This is a genomic window from Enterobacter cloacae complex sp. SHL018, from assembly GCF_049237905.1.
Lineage (GTDB): Bacteria > Pseudomonadota > Gammaproteobacteria > Enterobacterales > Enterobacteriaceae > Enterobacter > Enterobacter hormaechei_C.
The window spans coordinates 1,123,106-1,147,371 of sequence record NZ_JBMKJE010000001.1 but is presented as its reverse complement, the minus strand read 5'-3'; the positions used below and the strand labels follow the sequence as shown (position 1 = coordinate 1,147,371).

Below are 24,266 nucleotides of genomic sequence, written 5' to 3'. Positions count from 1 at the left end.
AACAACACAACAACAGTCCCGAGGAACGCCCATGAGTATGTCTTCCATACCTTCGCATTCCCCATCCGGTAAGCTCTATGGCTGGGTTGAAAGGATCGGCAATAAAGTACCGCACCCTTTCCTGCTTTTTATCTATTTAATTGTCATCCTGATGGTCGCGACGGCCGTGCTGTCCGCCTTTGAGGTGAGCGTGCGCAGCCCGGCCGACGGCAGTATGGTAGCAGTGAAAAACCTGCTCAACGTTGAAGGGTTGCACTGGTTTTTGCCGAACGTGATTAAAAACTTCAGCGGTTTTGCGCCGCTGGGCGCCATCCTGGCGCTGGTGTTAGGCGCGGGACTGGCCGAACGCGTGGGTCTGCTGCCCGCGCTGATGGTGAAAATGGCCTCGCACGTCAGCGCGCGTTATGCCAGCTATATGGTGCTGTTTATTGCCTTCTTCAGCCATATCTCGTCCGACGCGGCGCTGGTGATCATGCCGCCGATGGGGGCGCTGATTTTCCTCGCCGTTGGCCGTCATCCTGTTGCGGGTCTGCTGTCGGCGATTGCGGGCGTCGGCTGTGGGTTTACCGCTAACCTGCTTATCGTGACCACCGATGTGCTGCTCTCCGGCATCAGCACAGAGGCAGCCAGCACCATCGATGCGACTATGCACGTCAGCGTGATCGACAACTGGTACTTTATGGCCAGTTCGGTGATTGTCCTGACGATTGTCGGGGGGCTGATTACCGATAAGATCATTGAGCCGCGCCTGGGTAAATGGGAAGGCCGGAGCGATGAAAAGCTGGAGACGCTGAGCAAAGAGCAGCAGTTCGGCCTGCGCGTAGCCGGGATCGTCTCGCTGGCGTTCATTGCGGTGGTGGCGCTGATGGTGGTGCCGGAAAATGGCGTGCTGCGCGATCCGATCAAACACACCGTACTGCCCTCGCCGTTTATTCAGGGCATTGTGCCGCTGATAATTCTCTTCTTCTTCGTCGTTTCGCTCGCGTTCGGCATCGCCACCGGCAAAATCCGCCGTCAGGGAGATCTGCCGCACCTGATGATCGAGCCGATGAAGGAGATGGCGGGTTTTATCGTGATGGTGTTCCCGCTGGCGCAGTTTGTCGCCATGTTTAACTGGAGCAACATGGGCAAGTTTATGGCCGTGAGCCTGACGGACGCGCTGGAGGCGGCGGGGTTGAGCGGTGTTCCGGCGTTTGTCGGCCTGGCGCTGCTGTCGTCCCTGCTGTGCATGTTTATTGCCAGCGGGTCGGCCATCTGGTCGATTCTGGCGCCCATCTTTGTCCCCATGTTTATGATGCTCGGCTTCCATCCTGCGTTCGCCCAGATCCTGTTCCGTGTCGCCGATTCCTCGGTGATCCCGCTGGCGCCCGTGTCACCCTTCGTTCCGCTGTTTTTAGGCTTCCTGCAACGCTACAGACCGGAGGCTAAGCTGGGTACCTATTATTCGCTGGTTCTGCCCTATCCGCTTATCTTCTTAGGGGTATGGCTGGTGATGCTGGTGGCGTGGTATCTTGTCGGCCTGCCGATTGGACCGGGTGTTTACCCGAGGCTGAACTAAGGAGTACTGATGCTGAGATTACTCGAAGATAAGATTGCGACGCCGCTGGGGCCGCTGTGGGTTATCGCGGATGAAGCGTTCAATCTGCGCGCGGTTGAATGGGAAGAGCACAGCGACCGGATGGTTGAGCTGCTCAACATCCATTATCGCGCCGAGGGTTACGAGCGTATTACTGCCCGTAATCCTGGCGGGCTGAGCGATAAACTGACGGCCTACTTCGAGGGCGATCTCAGCATTATTAATACCCTGCCAACCGCCACGGCGGGCACCCCTTTCCAGCGCGAGGTGTGGCAGGCGCTGCGTAATATTCCCTGCGGGCAGGTGATGCACTACGGTCAGTTGGCAGAACAGCTTGGCCGTGCCGGCGCGGCGCGCGCGGTCGGTGCGGCAAATGGCTCTAACCCCGTCAGCATTGTGGTGCCTTGCCATCGCGTGATCGGGCGCAACGGCACCCTCACCGGCTATGCCGGGGGCGTACAGCGCAAAGAGTGGCTGCTGCGTCACGAAGGGTATTTTCTGCTGTAATTCCCAGGCTTTTTGTGCTTAATTTTCTTCCTGTTAGGTTCATAATCCTTAATCATTCTGTGGAATTTCAAGGAGATGGCAACACGCTGCCGTCTCTTGTCTTTATTGGGGGGTTGCCAGACTTACGTCCTTACCAAAAAGATGTTAAAATTGACCAATATCAATTAAGGCTTGAGCAAACCTATGATCCCGGAAAAGCGAATTATACGACGCATTCAGTCTGGCGGTTGTGCTATCCATTGCCAGGATTGCAGCATCAGCCAGCTCTGTATCCCGTTTACTCTGAATGAGCACGAACTCGATCAGCTTGACAATATCATCGAGCGCAAAAAGCCTATTCAGAAAGGGCAGACGCTGTTTAAGGCGGGAGACGAACTGAAATCGCTCTATGCTATCCGTTCTGGCACCATCAAAAGCTACACCATTACCGAACAGGGCGACGAGCAGATCACCGGCTTCCATCTGGCAGGCGATTTAGTCGGCTTTGACGCCATCGGCAGTGGCCATCACCCGAGCTTTGCTCAGGCGCTGGAAACCTCTATGGTCTGCGAAATTCCGTTTGAGACGCTGGACGATCTGTCCGGTAAGATGCCGAACCTGCGTCAGCAGATGATGCGTCTGATGAGCGGTGAGATCAAAGGCGATCAGGATATGATCCTGCTGCTTTCCAAAAAGAATGCCGAAGAGCGTCTGGCCGCCTTTATCTATAACCTCTCCCGCCGTTTCGCGGAGCGTGGCTTCTCCCCGCGTGAATTCCGTCTGACCATGACGCGCGGTGATATTGGTAACTATCTGGGCCTGACCGTGGAAACCATCAGCCGTCTGCTGGGTCGCTTCCAGAAGAGCGGAATGCTGGCGGTTAAAGGTAAGTACATCACCATCGAAAACGGTGAAGCGCTGGCCATTCTGGCGGGTCACTCACGTAACGTGGCATAACTCTCCCGGATATCTTATGCCAGGTCGATAAATTTTCATGATTATTGATCTGGCAAAAACTTCCCCCCTGTTTCATTCAAGATATATAGGTTACTCTTTTACTTACAGACTGTGGTGACAGTAGTAAGGAGACCTGTATGGCAAAGTATCAAAACATGCTGGTGGCTATCGATCCTAACCAGGACGATCAGCCGGCATTACGACGTGCTGTGTATTTACATCAACGGATTGGTGGCAAAATTAAAGCCTTTTTGCCGATTTATGACTTCTCATACGAGATGACCACCCTTCTGTCGCCTGACGAGCGCACCGCTATGCGTCAGGGAGTGATCAGCCAGCGTACCGCGTGGATCCGCGAGCAGGCAAAATATTACCTGGAAGCGGGCGTACCGATTGATATCAAAGTGGTCTGGCACAACCGACCTTTCGAAGCCATTATTCAGGAAGTGGTGGCCGGTGGGCATGACCTGCTGCTGAAAATGGCGCACCAGCATGACAAACTGGAATCCGTGATTTTCACTCCAACCGACTGGCACCTGCTGCGCAAATGCCCTTGCCCGGTATGGATGGTGAAAGATCAGCCATGGCCTGAGGGCGGGAAAGCCGTCGTGGCGGTGAATCTGGCCAGCGAAGAGGATTATCACAATTCGCTGAACGAGAAGCTGGTGAAGGAAACCATCCAGCTTGCCGACCAGGTTAACCACACCGAAGTCCATCTGGTGGGCGCCTATCCGGTTACGCCAATCAATATCGCCATCGAGCTGCCTGAATTTGACCCGAGCGTGTATAACGACGCGATTCGCGGTCAGCATCTGCTGGCCATGAAAGCGCTGCGCCAGAAATTCAGTATCGATGAGAATATGACGCACGTAGAAAAAGGGTTACCGGAAGAGGTTATTCCGGATCTGGCGGAGCATTTGCAGGCCGGGATTGTGGTGCTGGGCACCATTGGCCGGACCGGTATCTCTGCCGCGTTCCTGGGAAATACCGCCGAGCAGGTGATCGACCACCTGCGCTGCGACCTTCTGGTCATCAAACCGGATCAGTATCAAACGCCGGTTGAACTGGACGATGAGGAAGACGATTGACCCCAAAATGAAAGCCCGCCGGTAACGGCGGGCTTTTTTATTACGCTTCGCTCAACCGCTGCGTCGGTGCCTCGTCGCCGGCATTCATCCAGGGCGCGTGCAGAACCATGCTCGGCAGCGCCAGCTTGATCTCCTGCTGGTTCAGCCCCTCCAGAATACGGATATTGATCTCCTGCTGAATATCCATGTACTTGTTGTAGTCCGCCGTATTAACGATATGGACCACCTCGAAGGTCAGGCGATCGCGATCGAAGCCCAGGAAATGGGCGCGGTCAAACTTCGTTTCCCCGACGTCGGTAATGATCTGTTTGACCATATCACCCACTGAACGCAGTTTGTCCGGCGCCGTGTCGCTGGCAACCCCGAAGGTAAAGACGATCCGGCGCGTTTGCATCCGTTTGTAGTTATGCAGCGTCTGTTGCAGCAGAATGGCGTTCCCGCAGACAATCTGCTCCCCGCTCAGGCTGCGGATACGGGTGGTTTTCAGGCCAATGTGCTCTACCGTCCCGGCGACATCGTTAAACACCACAAAATCGCCAATTTCGAACGGCTTATCAAAACCGATGGAAAGCGATGCAAACACGTCGCTCAGGATCGTTTGCACCGCGAGGGCGATTGCAATACCCCCTACCCCAAGGCTGGCAACCAGAGCAGTGATGTTGACGCCCGCGTTAGCAAGAATAGACAGCAGCATCACTGACCAGACTATGGCACGGAGGATAAGCCCCGTGATCACCAGCGTCACCGGGTTTTTATGGCTTCCCGGCGCCAGCATGACGTGACGAAGCCACGACACCACCCCCTGATCCATCCACAGCGCCACCTGGATAGCGAAGACCAGGAACCAGGCGTGGCTCACGGTACCAAAGAGATGATCCGGTAAGTCGACGAAACGCAGGCTGAATAACAGCGCCACGACAAAAAGCAGGAAGCGGCTGGTGCGGTTAAGCATATCCGTCAGGATAAAACGCATCCGGTTGGTGGTGGGGTGCTTGTCGCCCCAGGTAGTGATCCCTTTCTTAACGAAGGCGATCAGGCGCGTCAGCAGCCAGTACACCAGCAGAGTCACAAAAACCACCGTGGCGACGCCGATCCAGAAAGATGGCGTCATCATCAGCTCGATGATGTCGAAGCGGGACAAAAATCGCATTACACCTCCTCGTATTACACAAAGGGTAAAGTATAGACAGAGGAGAAAAGCTGGCCGCAGAAATAAGAAAACCGCCCCGGGGGGCGGTTTGTCAGGATGAAGCGCAATTACAGCGCTTTCAGGATCGCATCCACGCTGGCCTTGGCGTCGCCAAACAGCATGTGGGTGTTATCTTTAAAGAACAGCGGGTTCTGCACGCCAGCATAGCCGGTGTTCATAGAGCGTTTGAAGACAATGACGTTCTGCGCCTTCCACACTTCGAGAACAGGCATACCCGCAATCGGACTACGAGGGTCGTCCTGCGCCGCCGGGTTAACGGTGTCGTTGGCGCCAATCACCAACACGGTGTCGGTGTCGGCGAAATCATCGTTGATCTCGTCCATTTCCAGCACAATGTCGTAAGGCACCTTCGCTTCCGCCAGCAGCACGTTCATGTGGCCTGGCAGACGCCCCGCCACCGGGTGAATACCAAAGCGAACCTTGATGCCGCGCGCGCGGAGTTTCTCGGTGATTTCCGCCACCGGATACTGCGCCTGCGCCACCGCCATGCCATAGCCTGGGGTGATGATGACGGAATGCGAGTTTTTCAGCATCTCTGCGGTGTCTTCCGCGCTGATTTCACGGTGTTCACCCACTTCCTCATCAGAACCGGTTGATGAGCCGTCAGAACCGAAGCCACCCGCGATGACGCTGATAAACGAACGGTTCATCGCCTTACACATGATGTAAGACAGGATCGCACCGGAAGAACCGACCAGCGCACCGGTGACAATCAGCAGGTCGTTGCTCAGCATAAAGCCTGCCGCCGCCGCCGCCCAACCGGAGTAGGAGTTCAGCATGGAAACCACCACCGGCATATCTGCTCCGCCGATAGACGCCACCAGATGCCAGCCGAAGGCCAGCGCGATGATGGTCATCACCAGTAACGCCAGCACCTGCAAGCCTACGCTTTCGGTACGCACGAAGACCACCAGCAGCACAAAGGAAACGACCAGCGCCGCCAGGTTCAGCTTGTGGCGGTTAGGCAGCATCAGCGGTTTGGAAGAGATCTTCCCGCGCAGCTTGCCGAACGCCACAATCGACCCGGTGAAGGTCACCGCACCGATGAAGATGCCGAGGAACACTTCGGTCAGGTGGATGTTCACCAGAATCGGCTCCAGGCCCGGTTCGTGGTACAGGTAGCTGTTGAAGCCCACCAGCACCGCCGCCAGACCCACGAAGCTGTGCAGAATGGCAACCAGCTCCGGCATCTCGGTCATTTCAACGCGTTTCGCCAGACGAATACCAATCGCGCCGCCGATGATCATCGCCACCAGGATCCACGCCACGTTGCCGGTGTCCGGCCCAAAGATGGTGGCAATCAGCGCAATCGCCATCCCGGCGATACCAAAGTTATTTCCCTGCTGAGACGTTTCGTGTTTGGAAAGCCCCGCCAGACTGAAAATAAACAGGATTGCAGCAACAATGTATGCGGCTGTAACTAATCCTCCAGACATATGCTACCCCTTAGCCTTTACGAAACATTTTCAGCATGCGCTGAGTCACGGTGAAACCACCGAAAATATTGATACTGGCGATCAGCACCGCAATGAAGCTCAGGAAGCTGATCCAGCCGCCATGACCAATTTGCAGCAATGCCCCGACCACGATAATCCCGGAGATGGCATTGGTGACCGACATCAGCGGGGTATGCAGCGCATGAGAAACGTTCCACACGACGTAGTAACCCACCACGCAGGAGAGCGCGAAGACGGTGAAGTGGCCAAGGAACTCTTTTGGCGCGACATCCGCCAGCCAGCCAAACAGGATAATAACCAGCGCCATGATGGCGTATTTGCGCCACGGCGACGCAGGTTTTGCTGGCTCCGCGGGCTCTGGCGCCGCTTTCGGCGCAGCCTGAGGTTGAGCGGAAACCTGAATCGGCGGTGCAGGCCAGGTGATTTCCCCTTCACGCACCACGGTAACGCCACGCACCACCACATCATCAAAATCAACGGTAATGTTGCCGTCTTTCTCTTTGCAGAGCAGCTTCAGCAGGTTAACGAGGTTCGTGCCGTACAGCTGAGAGGACTGGGTTGGCAGACGCCCTGGCAGGTCGGTATAACCGATCACCTTCACGCCGTTCGCGGTCGTCGTGACCTGGTTTGGCACGGTATACTCACAGTTACCGCCGTTTTGCGCCGCCAGATCGACAATAACGCTGCCCGGCTGCATGGAATCCACCATCTCACGGGTGATCAGCTTCGGCGCCGGTTTACCCGGAATAAGCGCGGTGGTGACAATGATGTCCACCTCTTTTGCCTGCGCCGCAAAGAGTGCCATTTCCGCCTTAATAAAGGCTTCAGACATGACCTTCGCGTAACCATCACCGCTGCCCGCTTCTTCCTTGAAGTCCAGCTCAAGGAATTCGGCGCCCATACTCTGCACCTGCTCCTTCACTTCCGGCCGGGTATCAAACGCGCGAACAATAGCGCCCAGGCTGTTTGCGGCCCCGATAGCGGCAAGACCTGCCACACCGGCACCAATCACCATCACCTTCGCGGGTGGTACTTTACCTGCCGCCGTAATCTGACCGGTAAAGAAGCGACCAAACTCATGCGCAGCTTCGACAATGGCGCGATAGCCGGCAATGTTCGCCATGGAGCTCAGCGCATCCAGAGACTGCGCGCGCGATATACGCGGCACGGAGTCCATCGCCATCACGGTGACACCGCGTGCTGCCAGCTTCTCCATCAGCTCCGGGTTTTGGGCTGGCCAGACAAAGCTCACAAGCGTCGTGCCCGCGTTCAGCAGTTCAATTTCACTCTCTTCCGGTGCGTTGACCTTCAGAATGATGGGTGATTGCCAGACCTCAGCACCGTCCACTACGTCCGCGCCAGCCTGAGTAAAGGCCTCGTCATCGAAACTCGCCAGTTTGCCCGCGCCGCTTTCAATCGCGACGGTAAAACCCAGTTTAAGCAGTTGCTCCACCGTTTTTGGTGTTGCCGCTACGCGGGTTTCATTGGCTAACCGTTCTTTTGGTACCCCAATACGCATAGTTTTCCCTTCCATCGGTTTTTGATGATGGTTTGTCGATAATTGCCCACGGTTTGTATCAATTTTCACCATCGAGATATCGACGGAGAATGATTAACCCCGGAAAATAAAACAGTAACAAACTTTCTATAACCTACTGAAAATAGCGCCCGTGATCTACCGCCAGAAAACACTATTTCTTACTTTATCTGTGAAAAATAAGCGATCGGGGTCACTGACAGAGATATTTACCTTAAATTCGCCTTCAGGACCGATAAATCGCGCAAGCGAAGCGGTAAAAACATGATATAGCGCCATAAAAGAACAACTCATTAACATTAAATTAACTTGTAAAAGTCATATGCTTAATCAGTTTTGCTTGTGAAACGCCTGTTTTTTCCACATATCACAAAATGTTATCGAATCAGGTCCTTTGGTGAGCACAGGCTGTGAAAAATGCCGCAGACAGCGACGGGTGTTAAATGCCATAATCGGGACCGTCTCAAATTAACAACAACACCAGTACATGGTTTGCGCAAGGCGAAGGATTATTTTTATGAAGCTTAAGAACACACTCCTGGCGTCCGCACTTCTTTCCGCGACCGCCCTGTCTGCGAATGCCGCGACAGAGTTGACGCCGGAGCAAGCGGCAGCGTTAAAACCTTTTGACCATACGGTCATTGTGGGTCGCTATAACTCTATTGGCGATGCCGTCGCCGCCGCATCAAAAGCCGCCGATAAAAACGGCGCTGCCTCTTTTTACGTTGTTGACCAGTCCGATCAGGGCAACAGCGGCAACCAGCGCGTGACGATTGCGCTGTACAAAGAGAATGCCCCAAAAGCAGATGAACAGAAAAACCGCGTGATTAACGGCATTGTTGAACTGCCGAAAGATCAGGCTGTTCAGCTGGAACCGTATGACACCGTGACCGTTCAGGGCTTCTACCGCAGCCAGCCTGAAGTTAACGATGCCATCACCAAAGCCGCGAGAGAAAAAGGCGCTTACGCGTTCTATATCGTGCGTCAGGTTGATGCCAACCAGGGCGGAAACCAGCGCATCACCGCCTTCATCTATAAGCAAGATGCGAAAAAACGCGTAGTACAAAGCCCGGATGCCATTCCAGCGGATTCAGATGCGGGACGTGCCGCGTTAGCGAAAGGCGGTGAAGAAGCGAAGAAAGTGGAAATTCCGGGCGTTGCAACCTCGGCGGCACCAAGCGCTGAAGTGGGTCGTTTCTTTGAAACCCAATCCACCAAAGGCGGTCGTTATACCGTTACGTTACCAGACGGCACGAAAATTGAAGAGCTGAACAAAGCCACTGCCGCGCAGATGGTTCCGTTCGACAGCATCAAGTTTACGGGCAACTATGGCAACATGACGGAAATCTCCTATCAGGTGGCGAAGCGTGCTGCGAAGAAAGGCGCGAAGTATTACCACATCACCCGCCAGTGGCAGGAACGTGGTAACAACCTGACCATCAGCGCCGATCTGTACAAGTAACAAAACGGTTTCATAAAGGCGGCGCAGTGCCGCCTTTTTTGTTACTTTTTTTCTGATTTCTGCCACACGTCATTGCATGCATCCTTCACACTCCGTAAAATCCCGCGCCTTAGCGTGATCCACCATTTTTATGCGCCTTAGCGAAATAATTATTCTGGATTTGGACTTTTCATAACAGGAAGCCAATGGAAAAGAAACTTGGCCTGAGTGCTTTAACTGCACTTGTATTGAGCTCAATGCTGGGCGCGGGCGTATTCAGTTTGCCGCAGAACATGGCGGCCGTCGCCAGCCCGGCCGCATTACTGATTGGCTGGGGCATTACCGGTGTCGGGATTTTGCTGCTGGCGTTCGCCATGCTGCTGCTGACCCGTATCCGACCGGATCTGGACGGCGGAATATTCACTTACGCCCGGGAAGGTTTCGGCGAGCTGATCGGCTTCTGCTCCGCCTGGGGTTACTGGCTGTGCGCGGTGATCGCCAACGTCTCCTATCTGGTTATCGTCTTCTCGGCGCTCAGCTTCTTTACCGATACGCCCGAACTGCGCCTGTTTGGCGACGGCAATACCTGGCAGTCCATCGTCGGCGCCTCGGTCCTGCTGTGGATAGTTCACTGGCTGATTTTGCGTGGCGTCCAGACCGCAGCCAGCATTAACCTGGTGGCGACGCTGGCCAAGCTGGTGCCGCTTGGCCTGTTCGTCGTGCTGGCCTTCCTCGCCTTCCGTCTCGATGTCTTTACGCTCGATTTCAGCGGCATTGCGCTGGGCGTCCCCGTTTGGGAACAGGTGAAAAATACCATGCTGATCACCCTGTGGGTGTTCATCGGCGTTGAAGGTGCCGTCGTGGTCTCTGCCCGCGCGCGTAACAAGCGCGATGTGGGACGCGCCACGCTGCTGGCCGTACTGGCGGCGCTGGGCGTTTATCTGCTGGTGACGCTGCTGTCGCTCGGCGTGGTAGCTCGCCCTGAACTTGCGGAAATGCGTAACCCGTCCATGGCCGGGCTGATGGTGAAAATGCTGGGTCCCTGGGGGGACGTGATTATCGCGGCGGGTCTGATTGTTTCCGTTTGCGGCGCCTATCTGAGCTGGACCATTATGGCAGCGGAAGTCCCGTTCCTGGCCGCCACGCACAAAGCGTTCCCGCGCCTGTTTGCCCGTCAGAACAAAAACAGTGCGCCATCGGCCTCTCTGTGGCTCACCAACATCAGCGTGCAGGTCTGTCTGGTGCTGATCTGGCTCACAGGATCGGACTATAACACGCTGCTGACCATCGCCTCCGAGATGATTCTGGTACCCTATTTCTTAGTGGGCGCATATCTGTTAAAAATTGCGACCCGCCCGGCACACTATGCGGTAAGCGTCGGCGCCTGTATTTACGGTCTATGGTTGTTATATGCTTCCGGACCGATGCATCTGCTGCTGTCCGTGGTGCTCTACGCGCCGGGCCTGCTGGTGTTTATCTACGCTCGCCGTACACATCAGCTTGATAATGCCCTTAAGCGCCGCGAAATGGCATTGATAGGTTTGCTGTTAGTCGCTGCCGTACCGGCAACGTGGATGTTAATGGGATAGCGCCGCCTGTCCCATTGTTGAACTGAAAAGGAGATTACGATGGGACACACGCAGCAACGCCCAATATTGATCACTGGCGCAGGCCGTCGCATTGGCCTCGCCCTCGCCCATCACTTTCTCAATCTTCGCCATCCGGTTATCGTCAGTTACCGCACGGAATATCCCTCCATTGAAGGGCTACGAAATGCCGGAGCAGTCTGCATTCAGGCGGATTTCTCCACAGATGAAGGTATTCTCGCCTTCGCGGACAAAGTGAAGTCGACCACCCACGGACTGCGGGCGGTTATTCACAACGCCAGTACCTGGCTTCCCGAAAAAGCAGGACATTCACTCAGCGAAACGCTCGCCTGCATGATGCAGATCCACGTTAATGCGCCTTATCTGCTCAACCATGCCCTACAGGATTTGCTGCGCGGACACGGCCATGCCGCAGGAGACATTATCCATTTCACCGATTACGTGGTGGAGCGAGGAAGCGACAAACACATCGCCTATGCGGCCAGCAAAGCCGCGCTGGATAATATGACCCGCTCTTTCGCACGCAAGCTGGCGCCCGAGGTAAAGGTCAACGCGATTGCTCCGGCGATGATTTTATTTAACGAAGGCGATGATGCCGAGTATCGTCAGCAGGCGCTCAACAAGTCGTTAATGAAAATTGCGCCCGGCGAGAAAGAGGTGATCGACCTGATCGATTATCTGCTGACCAGCTGTTACGTCACGGGCCGAACGTTTGCCGTGGACGGTGGCCGCCCCCTGCGCTAGTGAAAGCGGCTCCAGAAGAAGATGAGCACCCAGGCGCTGAGGCTCCAGCAGACCACCGCCCCGCCCAGCGCCAGGGGCAGACGCATAAAACCGGTGAAGTACCACAGCGACAGCAGGTAAATAAAATACGGAATGATCGACCACATCCCGAACACAATGGTGGCGCGCAGCGCCTCAATACCCCGCTCAGAGGCCACAATATAGTGCGCGATTAACGCAAAGGTGGGAAACAGCGGGATCAGCCCGGCAATATAGTAGTTCTTCGTTTTAGCCAGCACCCCAATCAGCAGCACGACCAGCGCACCTAGCGCGGCTTTTATCACCAGCCCCATTCTTTTCCCTTAACAATCAAATAACATTCCCGTGCAGGATAACGGAACTCCGGCTAATTTTGAAAGATTAATGGAAGGTTAAGGTTGAGCGGTGTATGTTGACGTTTTTCGCGATGACAGACGTTGTATGAATAAGATTGTTTATGTTGAAGATGAACCCGAGGTGGGGCAATTAATCGCCGCTTATCTGGGTAAACATGATATGGAAGTGGTTGTCGAGCCTCGTGGCGATCGCGCTGAAGACGTCGTCAACCGCGAAAATCCGGATCTGGTGTTGCTGGACATCATGCTGCCCGGGAAAGATGGTATGACGCTCTGCCGGGATCTGCGCGCGAAATGGGACGGCCCGATCGTGCTGCTGACCTCTCTCGACAGCGATATGAATCATATTCTGTCGCTTGAGATGGGCGCAAACGACTACATCCTGAAAACCACGCCGCCGGCGGTTCTGCTAGCCCGTTTACGCCTCCATCTGCGTCAGCGTGCTAGCGCTGAGCGTGAAGCGCCTGCGCCCTCCTTAACGCCGCATAAAGCGATGCGTTTCGGCACACTTTCTATCGACCCGGTCAACCGACAGGTTATGCTTTCCAGGGAGCTGATTGCGCTCTCAACCGCAGATTTTGACCTGCTGTGGGAGCTGGCAACCCATGCCGGACAAATTATGGACCGGGATGCATTACTGAAAAATCTGCGCGGCGTAAGTTACGACGGAATGGATCGTAGCGTTGATGTGGCGATTTCACGACTGCGTAAAAAACTGTTGGATAACGCCACGGAACCTTACCGCATCAAAACCGTACGCAACAAGGGCTATCTGTTTGCACCGCACGCCTGGGAAACCTGAAAAAGGAGCAAACAGGAATATTCGAAAAATAACTGACGATGCATCGGAATTGTTATCGATATTCGTCGAAAGTTATCGATTATATGCATCGTCAGTTATGACATATCCTCTGGTCTGATTCCTCTCTCCAGTTCTATTTCGATGTGCATTTTTCGCGTAAACAAAAGTAGCGCTAATGTATTTGATTGCTATAGTACAATATATATTCAGCAGAGCAGGCACCATCATCGATCAAAAATCCGTCACTTAAATGCACATTAGGCTAAAAATGATCTTTACAATTGACTTAATCATTATCTTATCCTTATAAAAACAAAGGGGATAATGGCGAACATATAAATAATATCGATCTTTTTCAATAGCTTACGTGTTTGCAGAAATCTAATTCTCATGCTAAACCTTATACTCTCTCAATTATTTAATGAAAGAGGTATAGCAATGTCATGGAGAGTCATTAGCTCGGTAATTTGTCCTAACACGGGAATCGTTTATTCAAGCATCTTGGGACTCAAGTTCTTGAAACTCATCATTTGGTATGAAAGCGATGTCTATTTGTACCCCGGTGACAGGATATATCCGACAAAAAATGGCGTCTTCATAAATGGTGTTTTCAAGCCTATATCGATATACAACATATCACCTTACAACGAAATGTTGTGGAGTGAAATTAAAAACAAGATGGCCTGCCCATACAATCGAAACCAGCACGAGGAGATATGCACTTACGCGGTGCATTGCAACGCGCGGAAATGCCCGCATGGGTTTGCCACCAACCCACTGATTGTCAGCACAGGTAAATCCAGACATTAGCGAAAATCGGAAATATTGAGATCAAGATAATTAATATTTCTGCTGCACCGCCTTTGTCCGGATAAATCTCCGTGACTACAGCCCAAATGCTCCTGTGGGGACATTTGGGCTGTAGTCACGCCTGGCAACTCTGGCTTCTTGTACCAAATTAATTTTTATTGTGCAATTTTAAGCAAGCCATCCGGAAGGCTAAAATAAAAATTGCTAATTAACCCTGCCCGTGCATTAATGGTCTCGTTAGTCCGATCCAATAATAGTTGGACAAGTTGCATGACAATTCTCATAACCAGGCGCTATCGCTGATACCCCCTCCTTTTGAGTCCACACCTTAGCATTATATGTTTATTAGCTTTTATATCACTTCGGAAATGTTCAAATGGAGTCTTTATGTCATCAAAAATTTTAGGTCTGGTTAAGTGGTTTAAGGAAGATAAAGGCTTTGGTTTTATCTCCCCTGTAGATGGCAGCAAAGATGTTTTCGTGCATTTCTCTGCCCTTCAGGGAGAGAACTTCAAAACACTTTTTGAAGGTCAGAAAGTCGAATTTATCATCGTAAGCGGCGATAAAGGCCCTGCTGCTGCGAATGTAACGCTTTGCGATAAATAATATCAGCACACAGCCGCGTTGACGATGATGTTGCTTCTGGCTCGTGGACTGCACAAGCAGTCTACAATCCGATGCTAACTGCTTGTAAATCAGTAAAGTGTTATTGAGGTCAGGCGGCCGCGAAAAACATCGTCTCTTCCACTTCTTGTATGAGTATTTCTTCAGAGACGCTGAGAGGATTTAAACAAAGCGCTACAGTAGGGACAGACAAGCTGGGCCCCCTTTTGTATGCGAGTGAAACTGTGCTCTGACTCTTTAGCGCAGTTTGGACATGAACATTTGACTAAATAATTGCGACGAAGTTGCGAGTTTTTACGTCCCGACATAGGCTGCTCCTGAATGAAAAGGATTGCCACCATACACGTTAAGGCAGGATATTGCTTGCTTTTATTTCCCAAAGAGAGCAAAAAAAGGAAAGGAGCCACGCTTCTGGAACATTCTTACCTTGCACAATAACAAAGAGATATAGAGTGATATATGAAAAAGGTGATCATTTTTTTTAATGCCAACCCCAGCAAAGTCATTATCGTGCTTAAGGGCATAACGTCTGTACGCCAGACATATCCGGATGGTGAAGAAATTAATCTTCAGATCATGACTGCAAGCTTTCCGTCGTTGACGGGAGATCATAATTCTATCTATGTTGCTTCAGACAGGGAACTTACCTCTCAGGAAATATCTGATGCTGCCAAACAATATTTATAATATTTTCTGTCACTAGTCCGGTTAACAACACAGCATTTATTTCACTCAGAATGAGAAAAATTACAATCCATCATTATTAATGCCTGCAAAATGCAGGCTTTTTTACGACATTGCCCTTTAAATTTAACTATTCCGCATAATCGTGCTGTTCACTTTGCTCCCTCTGTTTCCGAAGAAAGTGTATCATCAACCTTCTTCGTTCCTGTGGTGATATGGATGTCCACGCAGGGCTGACGAAGTAAAGCCGGGTTCTTAATTGATTGATTTAGCGGTGCTATCCAATGAAAAAGCTGTTTGTGCAGTTTTATCTCCTGCTGTTTGTCTGCTTTCTGGTGATGACCATGCTGGTCGGGCTGGTCTACAAATTCACCGCAGAGCGCGCGGGCAGGCAATCCCTGGACGATCTGATGAAAAGCTCGCTCTATCTGATGCGTAGCGAGCTGCGAGAAATTCCTCCTCATGACTGGGCGCGCACGTTAAAAGAGCTGGATCTGAATCTGTCGTTTGATTTGCGTATCGAACCCATGAAGGATTTTGACTTAGCGCCGCCTGCGATGCAGCGTCTGCGCGACGGAGACATCGTCGCACTGGACGAGAAATATACCTTCATTCAGCGTATTCCACGCAGCCATTATGTTCTGGCCGTCGGGCCAGTGCCCTATCTCTATTACCTGCACCAGATGCGCCTGCTGGATCTCGCTCTGCTGGGCTTTATTGCCATTTCGCTCGCTTTACCTGTGTTCATCTGGATGCGACCGCACTGGCAGGACATGCTGAAACTGGAATCCGCCGCACAGCGTTTTGGGGAGGGTCATTTAACTGAACGCATACATTTCGACAGCGGTTCCAGTTTTGACCGACTCGGTATTGCCTTCAACCAGATGGCCGATAACATCAACGCCCTGATTGCCAGCAAGAAGCAGCTGATCGATGGTATTGCGCATGAACTGCGCACTCCGCTGGTACGCCTGCGTTATCGCCTGGAGATGAGCGAGAACCTCACCGGGGCGGAATCGCAGGCGCTCAATCGGGATATTGGCCAGCTTGAAGCGCTGATTGAAGAGCTGCTGACCTATGCCCGCCTCGATCGGCCTCAGACGGAGTTGCACCTCAGTTCACCGGATCTCCCCGTCTGGCTACAGACGCATATTAACGATGTGCAGAGCGTTAACCCTCAGCGAAAACTGCTGACAGCCATTACTCCCGGCGCGTACGGCGCACTGGACATGCGCCTGATGGAACGCGTGCTGGATAATCTGATGAACAACGCCATGCGCTACAGCGAAACGACGCTGCGCATAGGTTTAGATTTGCAGGGAAGCCAGGCGATTCTGTGTGTGGAAGACGATGGCCCCGGCATTGGGCCGGCGGAGCGTGAAAAAGTTTTTGAGCCGTTTGTGCGCCTCGATCCCAGCCGCGACCGGGCTACCGGCGGCTGTGGTCTGGGGCTGGCTATTGTCCGTTCTATTGCCCAGGCGATGGGCGGTTCGGTTCGCTGCGAAGCGAGCGAGCTGGGTGGGGCCCGGTTCGTCTTTAGCTGGCCGATCTATCACAATATTCCCCTTCCCGTACCTGCCTGACCTAAACCGCACGCTGGCCTGACCCTGCGTGTTATGCTATATCAGTAGTATGTTGTAACTAATTAAGGGCTGCCATGGCAACTTACGATCTCATCGAAAGGCTTAACACCACATTTCGGGAAATAGAGCAGGCGTTACTGACCCTCACGGGGCAACTTCATGACTGCCGCCTGCTGGCCGCCCGCGTCTTTTCTCTGCCCGAGGTGGCGAAAGGCGCGGAGCACGACCCGCTGAACACCATTGAGGTGACGCAGCATGTTGGCAAGGCGGCGCTGGAAATGACGTTGCAGCACTTTCGTCGCCTTTTCATCCAGCAGCAGTCCGAAAATCGCAGCAGTAAGGCCGCCGTTCGCCTGCCCGGCGTCATCTGCCTGCAAACGGATGCCGCAACGCGTGAAGGAATTGAGGCGCAGATTACGCATATCAATACGCTGAAAGCCGCGTTTGAGAAGATTGTAACCGTTGAGTCCGGGCTGGCGCCGGCTGCCCGTTTTGAATGGGTGCATCGCCAGCTTCCGGGGCTGATCACCCTGAATGCTTACCGCACGCTGACGGTACTGCGCCACCCCGCCACGCTGCGCTTCGGCTGGGCCAACAAGCACATCATTAAAAATTTCACGCGCGATGAGATCCTGGCTCAGCTGGAGAAAAGCCTGAAATCGCCGCGAACGGTCGCCCCGTGGTCGCGGGAACAGTGGATTGAACGGCTGGAGCAGGAGTACCACAGCATTGCCTCCCTGCCAGCTGATACCCGTCTTAAAATAAAGCGTCCGGTGAAGGTACAGCCTATCGCCCGCGTCTGGTACGCCGGACAACAAAAGCAGGTGCAATACGCCTGCCCGACGCCGCTGATTGCGCTCTACGATGCCGATCAGGGTGCGGTGGTGCCGGATATCGGGGAACTGCTGAATTACGATGCTGAAAACGTTCAGCATCGCTATAAACCCCAGGCGCAGCCGCTACAGCTGATTATTCCGCGGCTGCACCTGTATTTGGCGCAGTGATTATCTGAGGCTGCCCACCATCGCTTCCGGGCGGACCCAGGCATCAAACTCGGCGTCCGTCAGGTAGCCCAGCGCCAGCGCAGAGGCTTTCAGGGTAAGCCCCTCTTTGTGCGCTTTTTTAGCGATTTCGGCCGCTTTGTCATAACCAATATGGGTGTTCAGCGCCGTTACCAGCATCAGAGACTCATTCAGCAGCTGGCTGATTCGCTCGCGATTAGGCTCAATGCCCACCGCGCAGTGCTCGTTAAAGCTCTCCATGCCATCGGCCAGCAGACGAATCGATTGCAGTACGTTGTGGATCACCATCGGACGATAGACGTTAAGCTCGAAGTTACCCGACGCGCCGCCCATGTTAACCGCCACGTCATTACCCATCACCTGACAGCACAGCATGGTCATGGCTTCGCACTGGGTCGGGTTCACTTTGCCCGGCATAATGGAGCTGCCCGGCTCGTTTTCCGGAATGCTGATTTCGCCGATGCCGCAGCGCGGGCCGGAGGCCAGCCAGCGCACGTCGTTGGCAATTTTCATCAGCGAGGCCGCCAGCCCTTTCAGCGCGCCATGGGTATGCACCAGCGCATCACAGGTCGCCAGCGCTTCGAATTTATTCGGAGCGGTAACAAACGGCTGCCCGGTGATCTTCACCAGCTCTTCGGCCACGCGCACCGCGTACTCGGGATGGGTGTTTAACCCGGTACCCACCGCCGTCCCGCCGAGCGCCAGCTCCGCCAGATGCGGCAGGCTGTTGTCGATATGCTTAAGATTGTGCTCCAGCATCGCCACCCAGCCGGAGATCTCCTGGCCGAGCGTCAGCGGCGTGGCGTCCTGAAGGTGCGTACGACCAATTTTAACGATGTCACGGAAGGCCTGCGCTTTCTCGTTAAGCGTAGATTTAAGCACGTTGAGCTGCGGGATAAGCTGCTCGCGGATTGCGATGACGGCCGCCACGTGCATGGCCGTCGGGAACACGTCGTTGGAACTCTGGCTTTTGTTCACGTCATCGTTCGGGTGGACCTTGCGCTCCATGCCGCGCACGCCGCCAAGAAGCTCGCTTGCGCGGTTCGCCAGCACCTCGTTCATGTTCATGTTGCTCTGGGTGCCTGAGCCGGTCTGCCAGATGGCAAGGGGGAATTCGTCGGGATGTTTGCCCGCCAGCACTTCGTCGGCGGCATTGATGATGGCGGTGGCTTTATCGGCATCCAGCAGGCCCAGATCCTGATTGACTTTGGCGGCAGCGCGTTTGGTCAACGCCAGCGCCTGGATTAGCGAGACGGGCATTTTCTCTGTCGAAATGCGGAAATGCTCCAGCGAACGCTGGGTTTGTGCGCCCCATAGCTTGTCGGCCGGGACGTCGATGGCGCCCATGGAGTCTTTCTCGCGGCGATGCATTGTCATTACTTACTCCTTGATAACAAAGATGGGATTGCTCACATGCTTAAGAGATAAGTATTGATGACTTCTGAGAAACGTTATGGCGCTTTGTGCGCTCTTTTTGATGTCGGGTGGCGGCTGCGCCTTACCCGACCTACGAGAATGCAGGCCGGGTAAGCGTCAGCGCCACCCGGCAATTTACAGAATTACTTCACACACGCCGAACACTGGGAAGACTGGATCTGTTTGAAGAAGTCGTTACCTTTGTCATCCACGAGGATGAACGCCGGGAAGTCTTCCACTTCAATTTTCCAGATCGCTTCCATACCCAGTTCCGGGTACTCCACGCACTCCAGGCTCTTGATACTGCCCTGCGCCAGCACCGCCGCCGGGCCACCTATACTGCCGAGGTAAAAGCCGCCGTGCTTATGGCACGCGTCCGTCACCTGCTGGCTGCGGTTGCCTTTCGCCAGCATGATCATGCTGCCGCCGTTGGCCTGCAACTGGTCGACGTAGGAGTCCATACGGCCCGCCGTGGTTGGGCCTAACGAGCCGGAAGCATATCCATCAGGCGTTTTTGCCGGGCCTGCGTAGTAGATCGGGTGATCTTTAATGTACTGCGGCAGCCCTTCGCCGTTGTCCAGGCGCTCTTTCAGCTTCGCATGGGCGATGTCGCGGCCCACGATAATCGTCCCGTTCAGGGAAAGGCGCGTTGAAACCGGATACTGCGAAAGCTGCGCGAGGATCTCTTTCATCGGACGATTCAGGTCCACGCGAACCGCTTCCCCCTCGCCCGCTTTACGCAGTTCTTCAGGAATATATTTGCCCGGGTTGTTCTCCAGCTTCTCGATCCAGATGCCGTCGCGGTTGATCTTCGCCTTGATGTTGCGATCCGCCGAGCATGAGACGCCCATGCCCACCGGACAGGAAGCACCGTGGCGCGGCAGGCGGATCACGCGAATGTCATGCGCGAAGTATTTGCCGCCAAACTGCGCGCCCAGGCCCAGATTCTGCGCTTCGGCCAGCAGTTCCTGCTCAAGCTGCACGTCCCGGAACGCCTGACCATGTTCGTTACCTTCCGTTGGCAGGCCATCGTAGTATTTGGTTGAGGCCAGCTTAACGGTTTTCAGGGTGCTTTCGGCAGACGTACCGCCAATCACAAACGCGATATGGTACGGCGGGCAGGCCGCGGTGCCGAGGGTGCGCATCTTCTCGACCAGATAATTCTTCAGCTTGCCCGGGGTAAGCAGCGCTTTGGTTTCCTGGTAAAGATAGGTTTTGTTGGCTGAACCGCCGCCTTTGGCGATGCAGAGGAATTTGTACTCGTCACCGTCGACGCTGTAGAGGTCAATCTGCGCAGGCAGGTTGGTGCCGGTGTTCACCTCTTTGTACATATCCAGCGCCGCGTTTTGCGAATAGCGCAGGTTGTCTTCGGTGTAGGTATTGTAAACGCCGCGCGCCAGCGCCGCTTCGTCACCGCCGCCGGTCCAGACGCGCTGGCCTTTTTTACCGGTGATAATCGCCGTGCCGGTGTCCTGGCAGGTCGGCAGAATGCCTTTCGCCGCGATATCAGAGTTACGCAGGAATTGCAGGGCAACGTACTTATCGTTCTCACTGGCTTCCGGGTCGCTCAGGATATCAGCAACCTGCTGCTGATGCGCCGGACGGAGCATAAAGGAAGCATCATGGAAGGCTTGCTGCGCCAGCAACGTCAGCGCCTGCGGGTCAACTTTGAGGATCTCCTGCCCTTCAAACTCAGAGACAGAAACGTAATCGCGGGTTAACAGGTAATACTCGGTCTGATCCTGACTGAGGGGGAAAGGATCCTGATAATGGAAGGGTTTATTCGACATTGTTCTCTCACTTACTGCTTCGGTCTGTTTATTCAGGGCAGATGTTCCGCTGCCCGGCTTAAAAGCGAGTCAGCTTATCCTACACAATTTTTTAACAAAAACTGAGACTAGTACGACTTTTTACATCCGCAGGTTACTTCCATTCGGTTTATTGCTTTAATACGCGGAGTTAATTCCACATATGAATCAGGGCTTGATAATGCAAAAACTCATCAACTCAGTGCAAAACTACGCCTGGGGAAGTAAAACTGCGTTAACGGATCTCTACGGTATCGCCAACCCGGACAACCTGCCGATGGCAGAGCTGTGGATGGGCGCGCATCCGAAGAGCAGCTCAAAAATTGAAGATGCCAGCGGCCAGGTTCGCAGCCTGCGTGACGTCATCGACGCCGACAAAGCCGCACTGCTCGGCGATAAAGTGGCGAATCGTTTTGGTGAGCTGCCGTTTCTGTTCAAGGTATTGTGCGCCGACCAGCCGCTCTCCATTCAGGTTCACCCGAACAAAAAAGCCTCTGAGCTGGGCTTTGCCAAAGAAAATGCCGCCGGTATTCCGTTAGACGCCGCAGAGCGTAACTACAAAGATCCTAACCACAAGCCGGAACTGGTTTTCGCCCTTACCCCTTTCCTGGCGATGAATGCCTTCCGCGAGTTTTCCGAGATCATCTCCCTGCTGCAACCGGTCGCCGGGGCTCACAACGCGATCGCCCATTTCCTGGAAAACCCGAACGCAGAAGCCTTGTGCGAACTGTTTGCCAGCCTGCTGAATATGCAGGGCGAGGAAAAATCCCACGCGCTGGCGGTGCTGAAAGCCGCGCTGAACAGCCAGCAGGGTGAGCCATGGGACACCATTCGCGTAATTTCCACGTTTTATCCGGACGACAGCGGTCTCTTCTCTCCGCTGCTGCTGAACGTGGTGAAGCTCAACCCGGGCGAAGCGATGTTCCTGTTCGCTGAAACCCCGCACGCCTACCTGAACGGCGTGGCGCTGGAGGTGATGGCTAACTCCGATAACGTACTGCGCGCGGGCCTGACGCCAAAATACATCGACATCCCTGAGCTGGTTGCCAACGTGAAGTTCGTGGCGAAACCTGCTGCGGAGCTGCTTACGCAGCCGGTGAAAAACGGCGCAGAGCTGGACTTCCCGATTCCGGTTGACGATTTTGCCTTCTCGCTGCACGACCTCAGCGCAGACGAAACCGCCATTGCACAGGAGAGCGCCGCGATCCTGTTCTGTGTAGAAGGCGAAGCGACGTTGCATAAAGATAGCGAGCGTCTGGTGCTTAAACCGGGTGAATCCGCCTTTGTCGCGGCCAACGAGTCGCCTGTCCGGGTGAGCGGCACCGGTCGCCTGGCGCGTGTTTTTAATAAGCTTTAGGGACTTACTGAATTTTTTAACAACTCTTGCTAAGCTAGTAACAGGCGTTGTAACACCAGGCGGTTTTAACCGCCTGGTTTCATTTTAGGGATAATCGCAATGAAAAAATCGGTCGTAGCGGTAGGAGTGATTGTTGCTTTAGGCGTGATCTGGACGGGTGCTTCCTGGTATACCGGGAAACAGCTGGAAAGCCGTCTGGCAGAGATGATGACGCAGGCAAACAGCGAGATTAAGCGCAGCGCGCCTGAAGCAGGTCTGGAGCTGAGCTACCAGAACTACCAGCGTGGCGTGTTTACAAGCCATATGCAGGTGGTGGTGAAGCCGGTTGCGGGTAATCAGAACGCCTGGCTGAAACCGGGCCAGAGCGTGGTGCTGGATGAAGTGGTCAGCCACGGTCCGTTCCCGCTGGCGCAGTTGAAAAAGTTTAACCTGATCCCCTCCATGGCATCCGCCAGAACCGTACTGGTGAATAACGAGGTGACGAAGCCGATTTTCGATATGGCGAAAAATGAGTCGCCGTTTGAGATCAATACCCGCATCAGCTATGCCGGTGATACGCATTCGGACATCGACCTGAAAGCGCTGAATTACGAACAAGGCACTGACAAAGTCGCCTTCAGCGGCGGCAATTTCCAGCTTGATGCCGATCGTGACGGCAAGACTGTCTCCCTGACCGGTGATGCCGCAAGCGGCCTGGTGAATTCAGTCAATGAATATAACCAGAAAGTCCAGCTTACCTTCAACAACCTCAAAGCCAGCGGCAACAGCCGTATGACCGATTTTGATGAGCGTATCGGCGACCAGAAGCTGAGCCTCGATAAGATCGCCATTGCGATTGAAGGCAAAGAGATGGCGGTGCTGGAAGGCATGGATCTGGACGGCAAGTCCGACGTGTCCAAAGACGGTAAAAGCATCAACACCCAGCTGGATTACAGCCTGAAAAGCCTGAAGGTACAAAATCAGGATCTCGGTACCGGTAAGCTGTCTCTGAAAATCGGCAACATTGACGGCCAGGCGTGGCACGAATTTAGTCAGAAATACAGCAAAGAGAGCCAGGCTCTGCTGACCGATGCCGCCCTGCAACAGAACCCGCAGGCGTACCAGCAGCAGGCGATGACGGTGCTGTTTAATAACCTGCCGATCCTGCTGAAGGGCGAGCCGGTGATTACCGTTGCGCCACTGAGCTGGAAAAACGGCAAAGGCGAAACCAACTTCAACCTGTCGCTGTTCCTGAAGGATCCGGCCGCTGCGACCGGCGAACCGCAGACCCTGGCGCAGGAAGTTGACCGCAGCGTGAAATCGCTCGACAGCAAGCTGACCATCCCGATGGATATGGCGACCGAGTTCATGACGCAGATTGCGAAACTTGAAGGGTATGGTGAAGAAGATGCAGGGAAACTGGCAAACCAACAGGTGAAAGGCCTGGCGGCGATGGGCCAGATGTTCCGCATCACGAAGGTGGAAGACAACACCATTTCCACCAGCCTGCAATATGCTAATGGCCAGGTGACGCTCAACGGCGACAAAATGCCGCTGGAAGAGTTTGTCGGTATGTTTGGTATGCCGACGCTGGGCATTCCGGCACCGGCTGAACCGGCAGCGCCGCCGGCAGTACCGCAGCAGTAAACGAAAACCCCTCGCATGAGGGGTTTTTTATTGCCGGGTGGCGCTGACGCTTACCCG

At 54.1% G+C, this 24,266-nt stretch carries 22 protein-coding genes; 15 read left to right on the top strand and 7 right to left on the bottom strand.

What is annotated here, in order from left to right; translation table 11 throughout:
* Positions 1–31: 31 nt before the first annotated feature.
* The 4 genes from abgT (at position 32) to uspE (ending at position 4,107) form a co-directional block, all read left to right on the top strand.
* Entirely contained in the window at positions 32–1,558 is a 1,527-nt protein-coding gene (gene abgT / locus ACOTY5_RS05640; protein ID WP_045142529.1) for a p-aminobenzoyl-glutamate transporter, read from the top strand.
* A gap of 9 nt (positions 1,559–1,567) precedes the next feature.
* Positions 1,568–2,083: a methylated-DNA--[protein]-cysteine S-methyltransferase gene (gene ogt, locus ACOTY5_RS05635; RefSeq protein ID WP_015570643.1), complete on the top strand. Its 516-nt coding sequence runs from the start codon at positions 1,568–1,570 to the stop codon at positions 2,081–2,083.
* Positions 2,084–2,266: 183 nt separating this feature from the next.
* A complete protein-coding gene (fnr, locus tag ACOTY5_RS05630) occupies positions 2,267–3,019 on the top strand; it encodes a fumarate/nitrate reduction transcriptional regulator Fnr (protein WP_000611906.1) in 753 nt (250 codons plus the stop codon).
* 137 nt (positions 3,020–3,156) lie between these two features.
* On the top strand, positions 3,157–4,107 hold the full coding sequence (gene uspE, locus ACOTY5_RS05625; protein ID WP_006808916.1) for a universal stress protein UspE: 951 nt from the start codon (positions 3,157–3,159) through the stop codon (positions 4,105–4,107).
* A 40-nt stretch (positions 4,108–4,147) separates the two neighbouring features.
* Here uspE and ACOTY5_RS05620 read toward each other — a convergent pair whose 3' ends face one another.
* The 3 genes from ACOTY5_RS05620 to pntA form a co-directional block, all read right to left on the bottom strand.
* Positions 4,148–5,257, bottom strand: a complete 1,110-nt coding sequence (locus ACOTY5_RS05620; protein ID WP_017694101.1) for a mechanosensitive ion channel family protein — start codon at positions 5,255–5,257, stop codon at positions 4,148–4,150.
* Positions 5,258–5,364: 107 nt separating this feature from the next.
* Positions 5,365–6,753 (bottom strand): Re/Si-specific NAD(P)(+) transhydrogenase subunit beta, encoded by a 1,389-nt coding sequence (gene pntB, locus ACOTY5_RS05615; protein ID WP_003857541.1) that lies wholly within the window; start codon positions 6,751–6,753, stop codon positions 5,365–5,367.
* 10 nt (positions 6,754–6,763) lie between these two features.
* A complete protein-coding gene (gene pntA, locus ACOTY5_RS05610; protein WP_017384575.1) occupies positions 6,764–8,293 on the bottom strand; it encodes a Re/Si-specific NAD(P)(+) transhydrogenase subunit alpha in 1,530 nt (509 codons plus the stop codon).
* Between the two features lie 535 nt (positions 8,294–8,828).
* Between pntA and ydgH the strand changes: the two genes are divergently transcribed.
* The 3 genes from ydgH to folM all read left to right on the top strand — a co-directional run bounded on the left by ydgH (position 8,829) and on the right by folM (position 12,103).
* Positions 8,829–9,773 (top strand): DUF1471 family protein YdgH, encoded by a 945-nt coding sequence (gene ydgH / locus ACOTY5_RS05605; RefSeq protein ID WP_000769339.1) that lies wholly within the window; start codon positions 8,829–8,831, stop codon positions 9,771–9,773.
* A 185-nt stretch (positions 9,774–9,958) separates the two neighbouring features.
* Positions 9,959–11,341 (top strand): amino acid permease, encoded by a 1,383-nt coding sequence (locus ACOTY5_RS05600; protein WP_023296510.1) that lies wholly within the window; start codon positions 9,959–9,961, stop codon positions 11,339–11,341.
* A gap of 39 nt (positions 11,342–11,380) precedes the next feature.
* A complete protein-coding gene (gene folM, locus ACOTY5_RS05595; RefSeq protein WP_003857550.1) occupies positions 11,381–12,103 on the top strand; it encodes a dihydromonapterin reductase in 723 nt (240 codons plus the stop codon).
* Here the strand turns inward: folM and ACOTY5_RS05590 are convergent.
* Positions 12,100–12,435: a GlpM family protein gene (locus ACOTY5_RS05590; protein WP_017384576.1), complete on the bottom strand. Its 336-nt coding sequence runs from the start codon at positions 12,433–12,435 to the stop codon at positions 12,100–12,102. The two genes, folM and ACOTY5_RS05590, sit on opposite strands and share 4 nt — an antisense overlap.
* A 127-nt stretch (positions 12,436–12,562) precedes the next feature.
* On the opposite strand from ACOTY5_RS05590, the gene rstA reads away from it, so the two are divergent.
* The 3 genes from rstA (at position 12,563) to ACOTY5_RS05575 (ending at position 14,695) form a co-directional block, all read left to right on the top strand.
* Positions 12,563–13,279 (top strand): two-component system response regulator RstA, encoded by a 717-nt coding sequence (rstA, locus tag ACOTY5_RS05585; protein ID WP_045142530.1) that lies wholly within the window; start codon positions 12,563–12,565, stop codon positions 13,277–13,279.
* Between the two features lie 390 nt (positions 13,280–13,669).
* A complete protein-coding gene (gene iraM, locus ACOTY5_RS05580) occupies positions 13,670–14,089 on the top strand; it encodes an anti-adapter protein IraM (RefSeq protein ID WP_015570651.1) in 420 nt (139 codons plus the stop codon).
* A 387-nt stretch (positions 14,090–14,476) separates the two neighbouring features.
* Positions 14,477–14,695 carry a cold shock domain-containing protein gene (locus ACOTY5_RS05575; RefSeq protein ID WP_017384577.1) on the top strand — a complete coding sequence of 73 codons (219 nt, stop codon included), beginning with the start codon at positions 14,477–14,479 and terminating at the stop codon, positions 14,693–14,695.
* A gap of 161 nt (positions 14,696–14,856) precedes the next feature.
* Here ACOTY5_RS05575 and ACOTY5_RS05570 read toward each other — a convergent pair whose 3' ends face one another.
* Positions 14,857–15,021, bottom strand: coding sequence for a YnfU family zinc-binding protein (locus ACOTY5_RS05570; RefSeq protein ID WP_213083756.1), 165 nt, complete (start codon positions 15,019–15,021; stop codon positions 14,857–14,859).
* Positions 15,022–15,172: 151 nt separating this feature from the next.
* Between ACOTY5_RS05570 and ACOTY5_RS05565 the strand changes: the two genes are divergently transcribed.
* From ACOTY5_RS05565 to tus, 3 genes are all read left to right on the top strand, one after another.
* Positions 15,173–15,400, top strand: a complete 228-nt coding sequence (locus tag ACOTY5_RS05565) for a hypothetical protein (protein WP_017384578.1) — start codon at positions 15,173–15,175, stop codon at positions 15,398–15,400.
* A 281-nt stretch (positions 15,401–15,681) separates the two neighbouring features.
* Positions 15,682–16,980 carry a two-component system sensor histidine kinase RstB gene (gene rstB, locus ACOTY5_RS05560; protein WP_045142531.1) on the top strand — a complete coding sequence of 433 codons (1,299 nt, stop codon included), beginning with the start codon at positions 15,682–15,684 and terminating at the stop codon, positions 16,978–16,980.
* A 74-nt stretch (positions 16,981–17,054) separates the two neighbouring features.
* Entirely contained in the window at positions 17,055–17,984 is a 930-nt protein-coding gene (tus, locus tag ACOTY5_RS05555; RefSeq protein ID WP_045142532.1) for a DNA replication terminus site-binding protein, read from the top strand.
* Here tus and fumC read toward each other — a convergent pair whose 3' ends face one another.
* Positions 17,985–19,379, bottom strand: a complete 1,395-nt coding sequence (fumC, locus tag ACOTY5_RS05550) for a class II fumarate hydratase (protein ID WP_045142533.1) — start codon at positions 19,377–19,379, stop codon at positions 17,985–17,987.
* Between the two features lie 182 nt (positions 19,380–19,561).
* Positions 19,562–21,208 (bottom strand): class I fumarate hydratase FumA, encoded by a 1,647-nt coding sequence (gene fumA, locus ACOTY5_RS05545; protein WP_015570656.1) that lies wholly within the window; start codon positions 21,206–21,208, stop codon positions 19,562–19,564.
* 199 nt (positions 21,209–21,407) lie between these two features.
* On the opposite strand from fumA, the gene manA reads away from it, so the two are divergent.
* Together manA and ACOTY5_RS05535 are read left to right on the top strand one after the other, a co-directional pair.
* The gene (gene manA / locus ACOTY5_RS05540; RefSeq protein ID WP_015570657.1) at positions 21,408–22,583 is read left to right on the top strand and encodes a mannose-6-phosphate isomerase; all 1,176 of its coding nucleotides are present in this window, start codon (positions 21,408–21,410) and stop codon (positions 22,581–22,583) included.
* A 99-nt stretch (positions 22,584–22,682) separates the two neighbouring features.
* Positions 22,683–24,209 (top strand): YdgA family protein, encoded by a 1,527-nt coding sequence (locus tag ACOTY5_RS05535; protein WP_015570658.1) that lies wholly within the window; start codon positions 22,683–22,685, stop codon positions 24,207–24,209.
* The last annotated feature ends 57 nt before the right edge of the window (positions 24,210–24,266 follow it).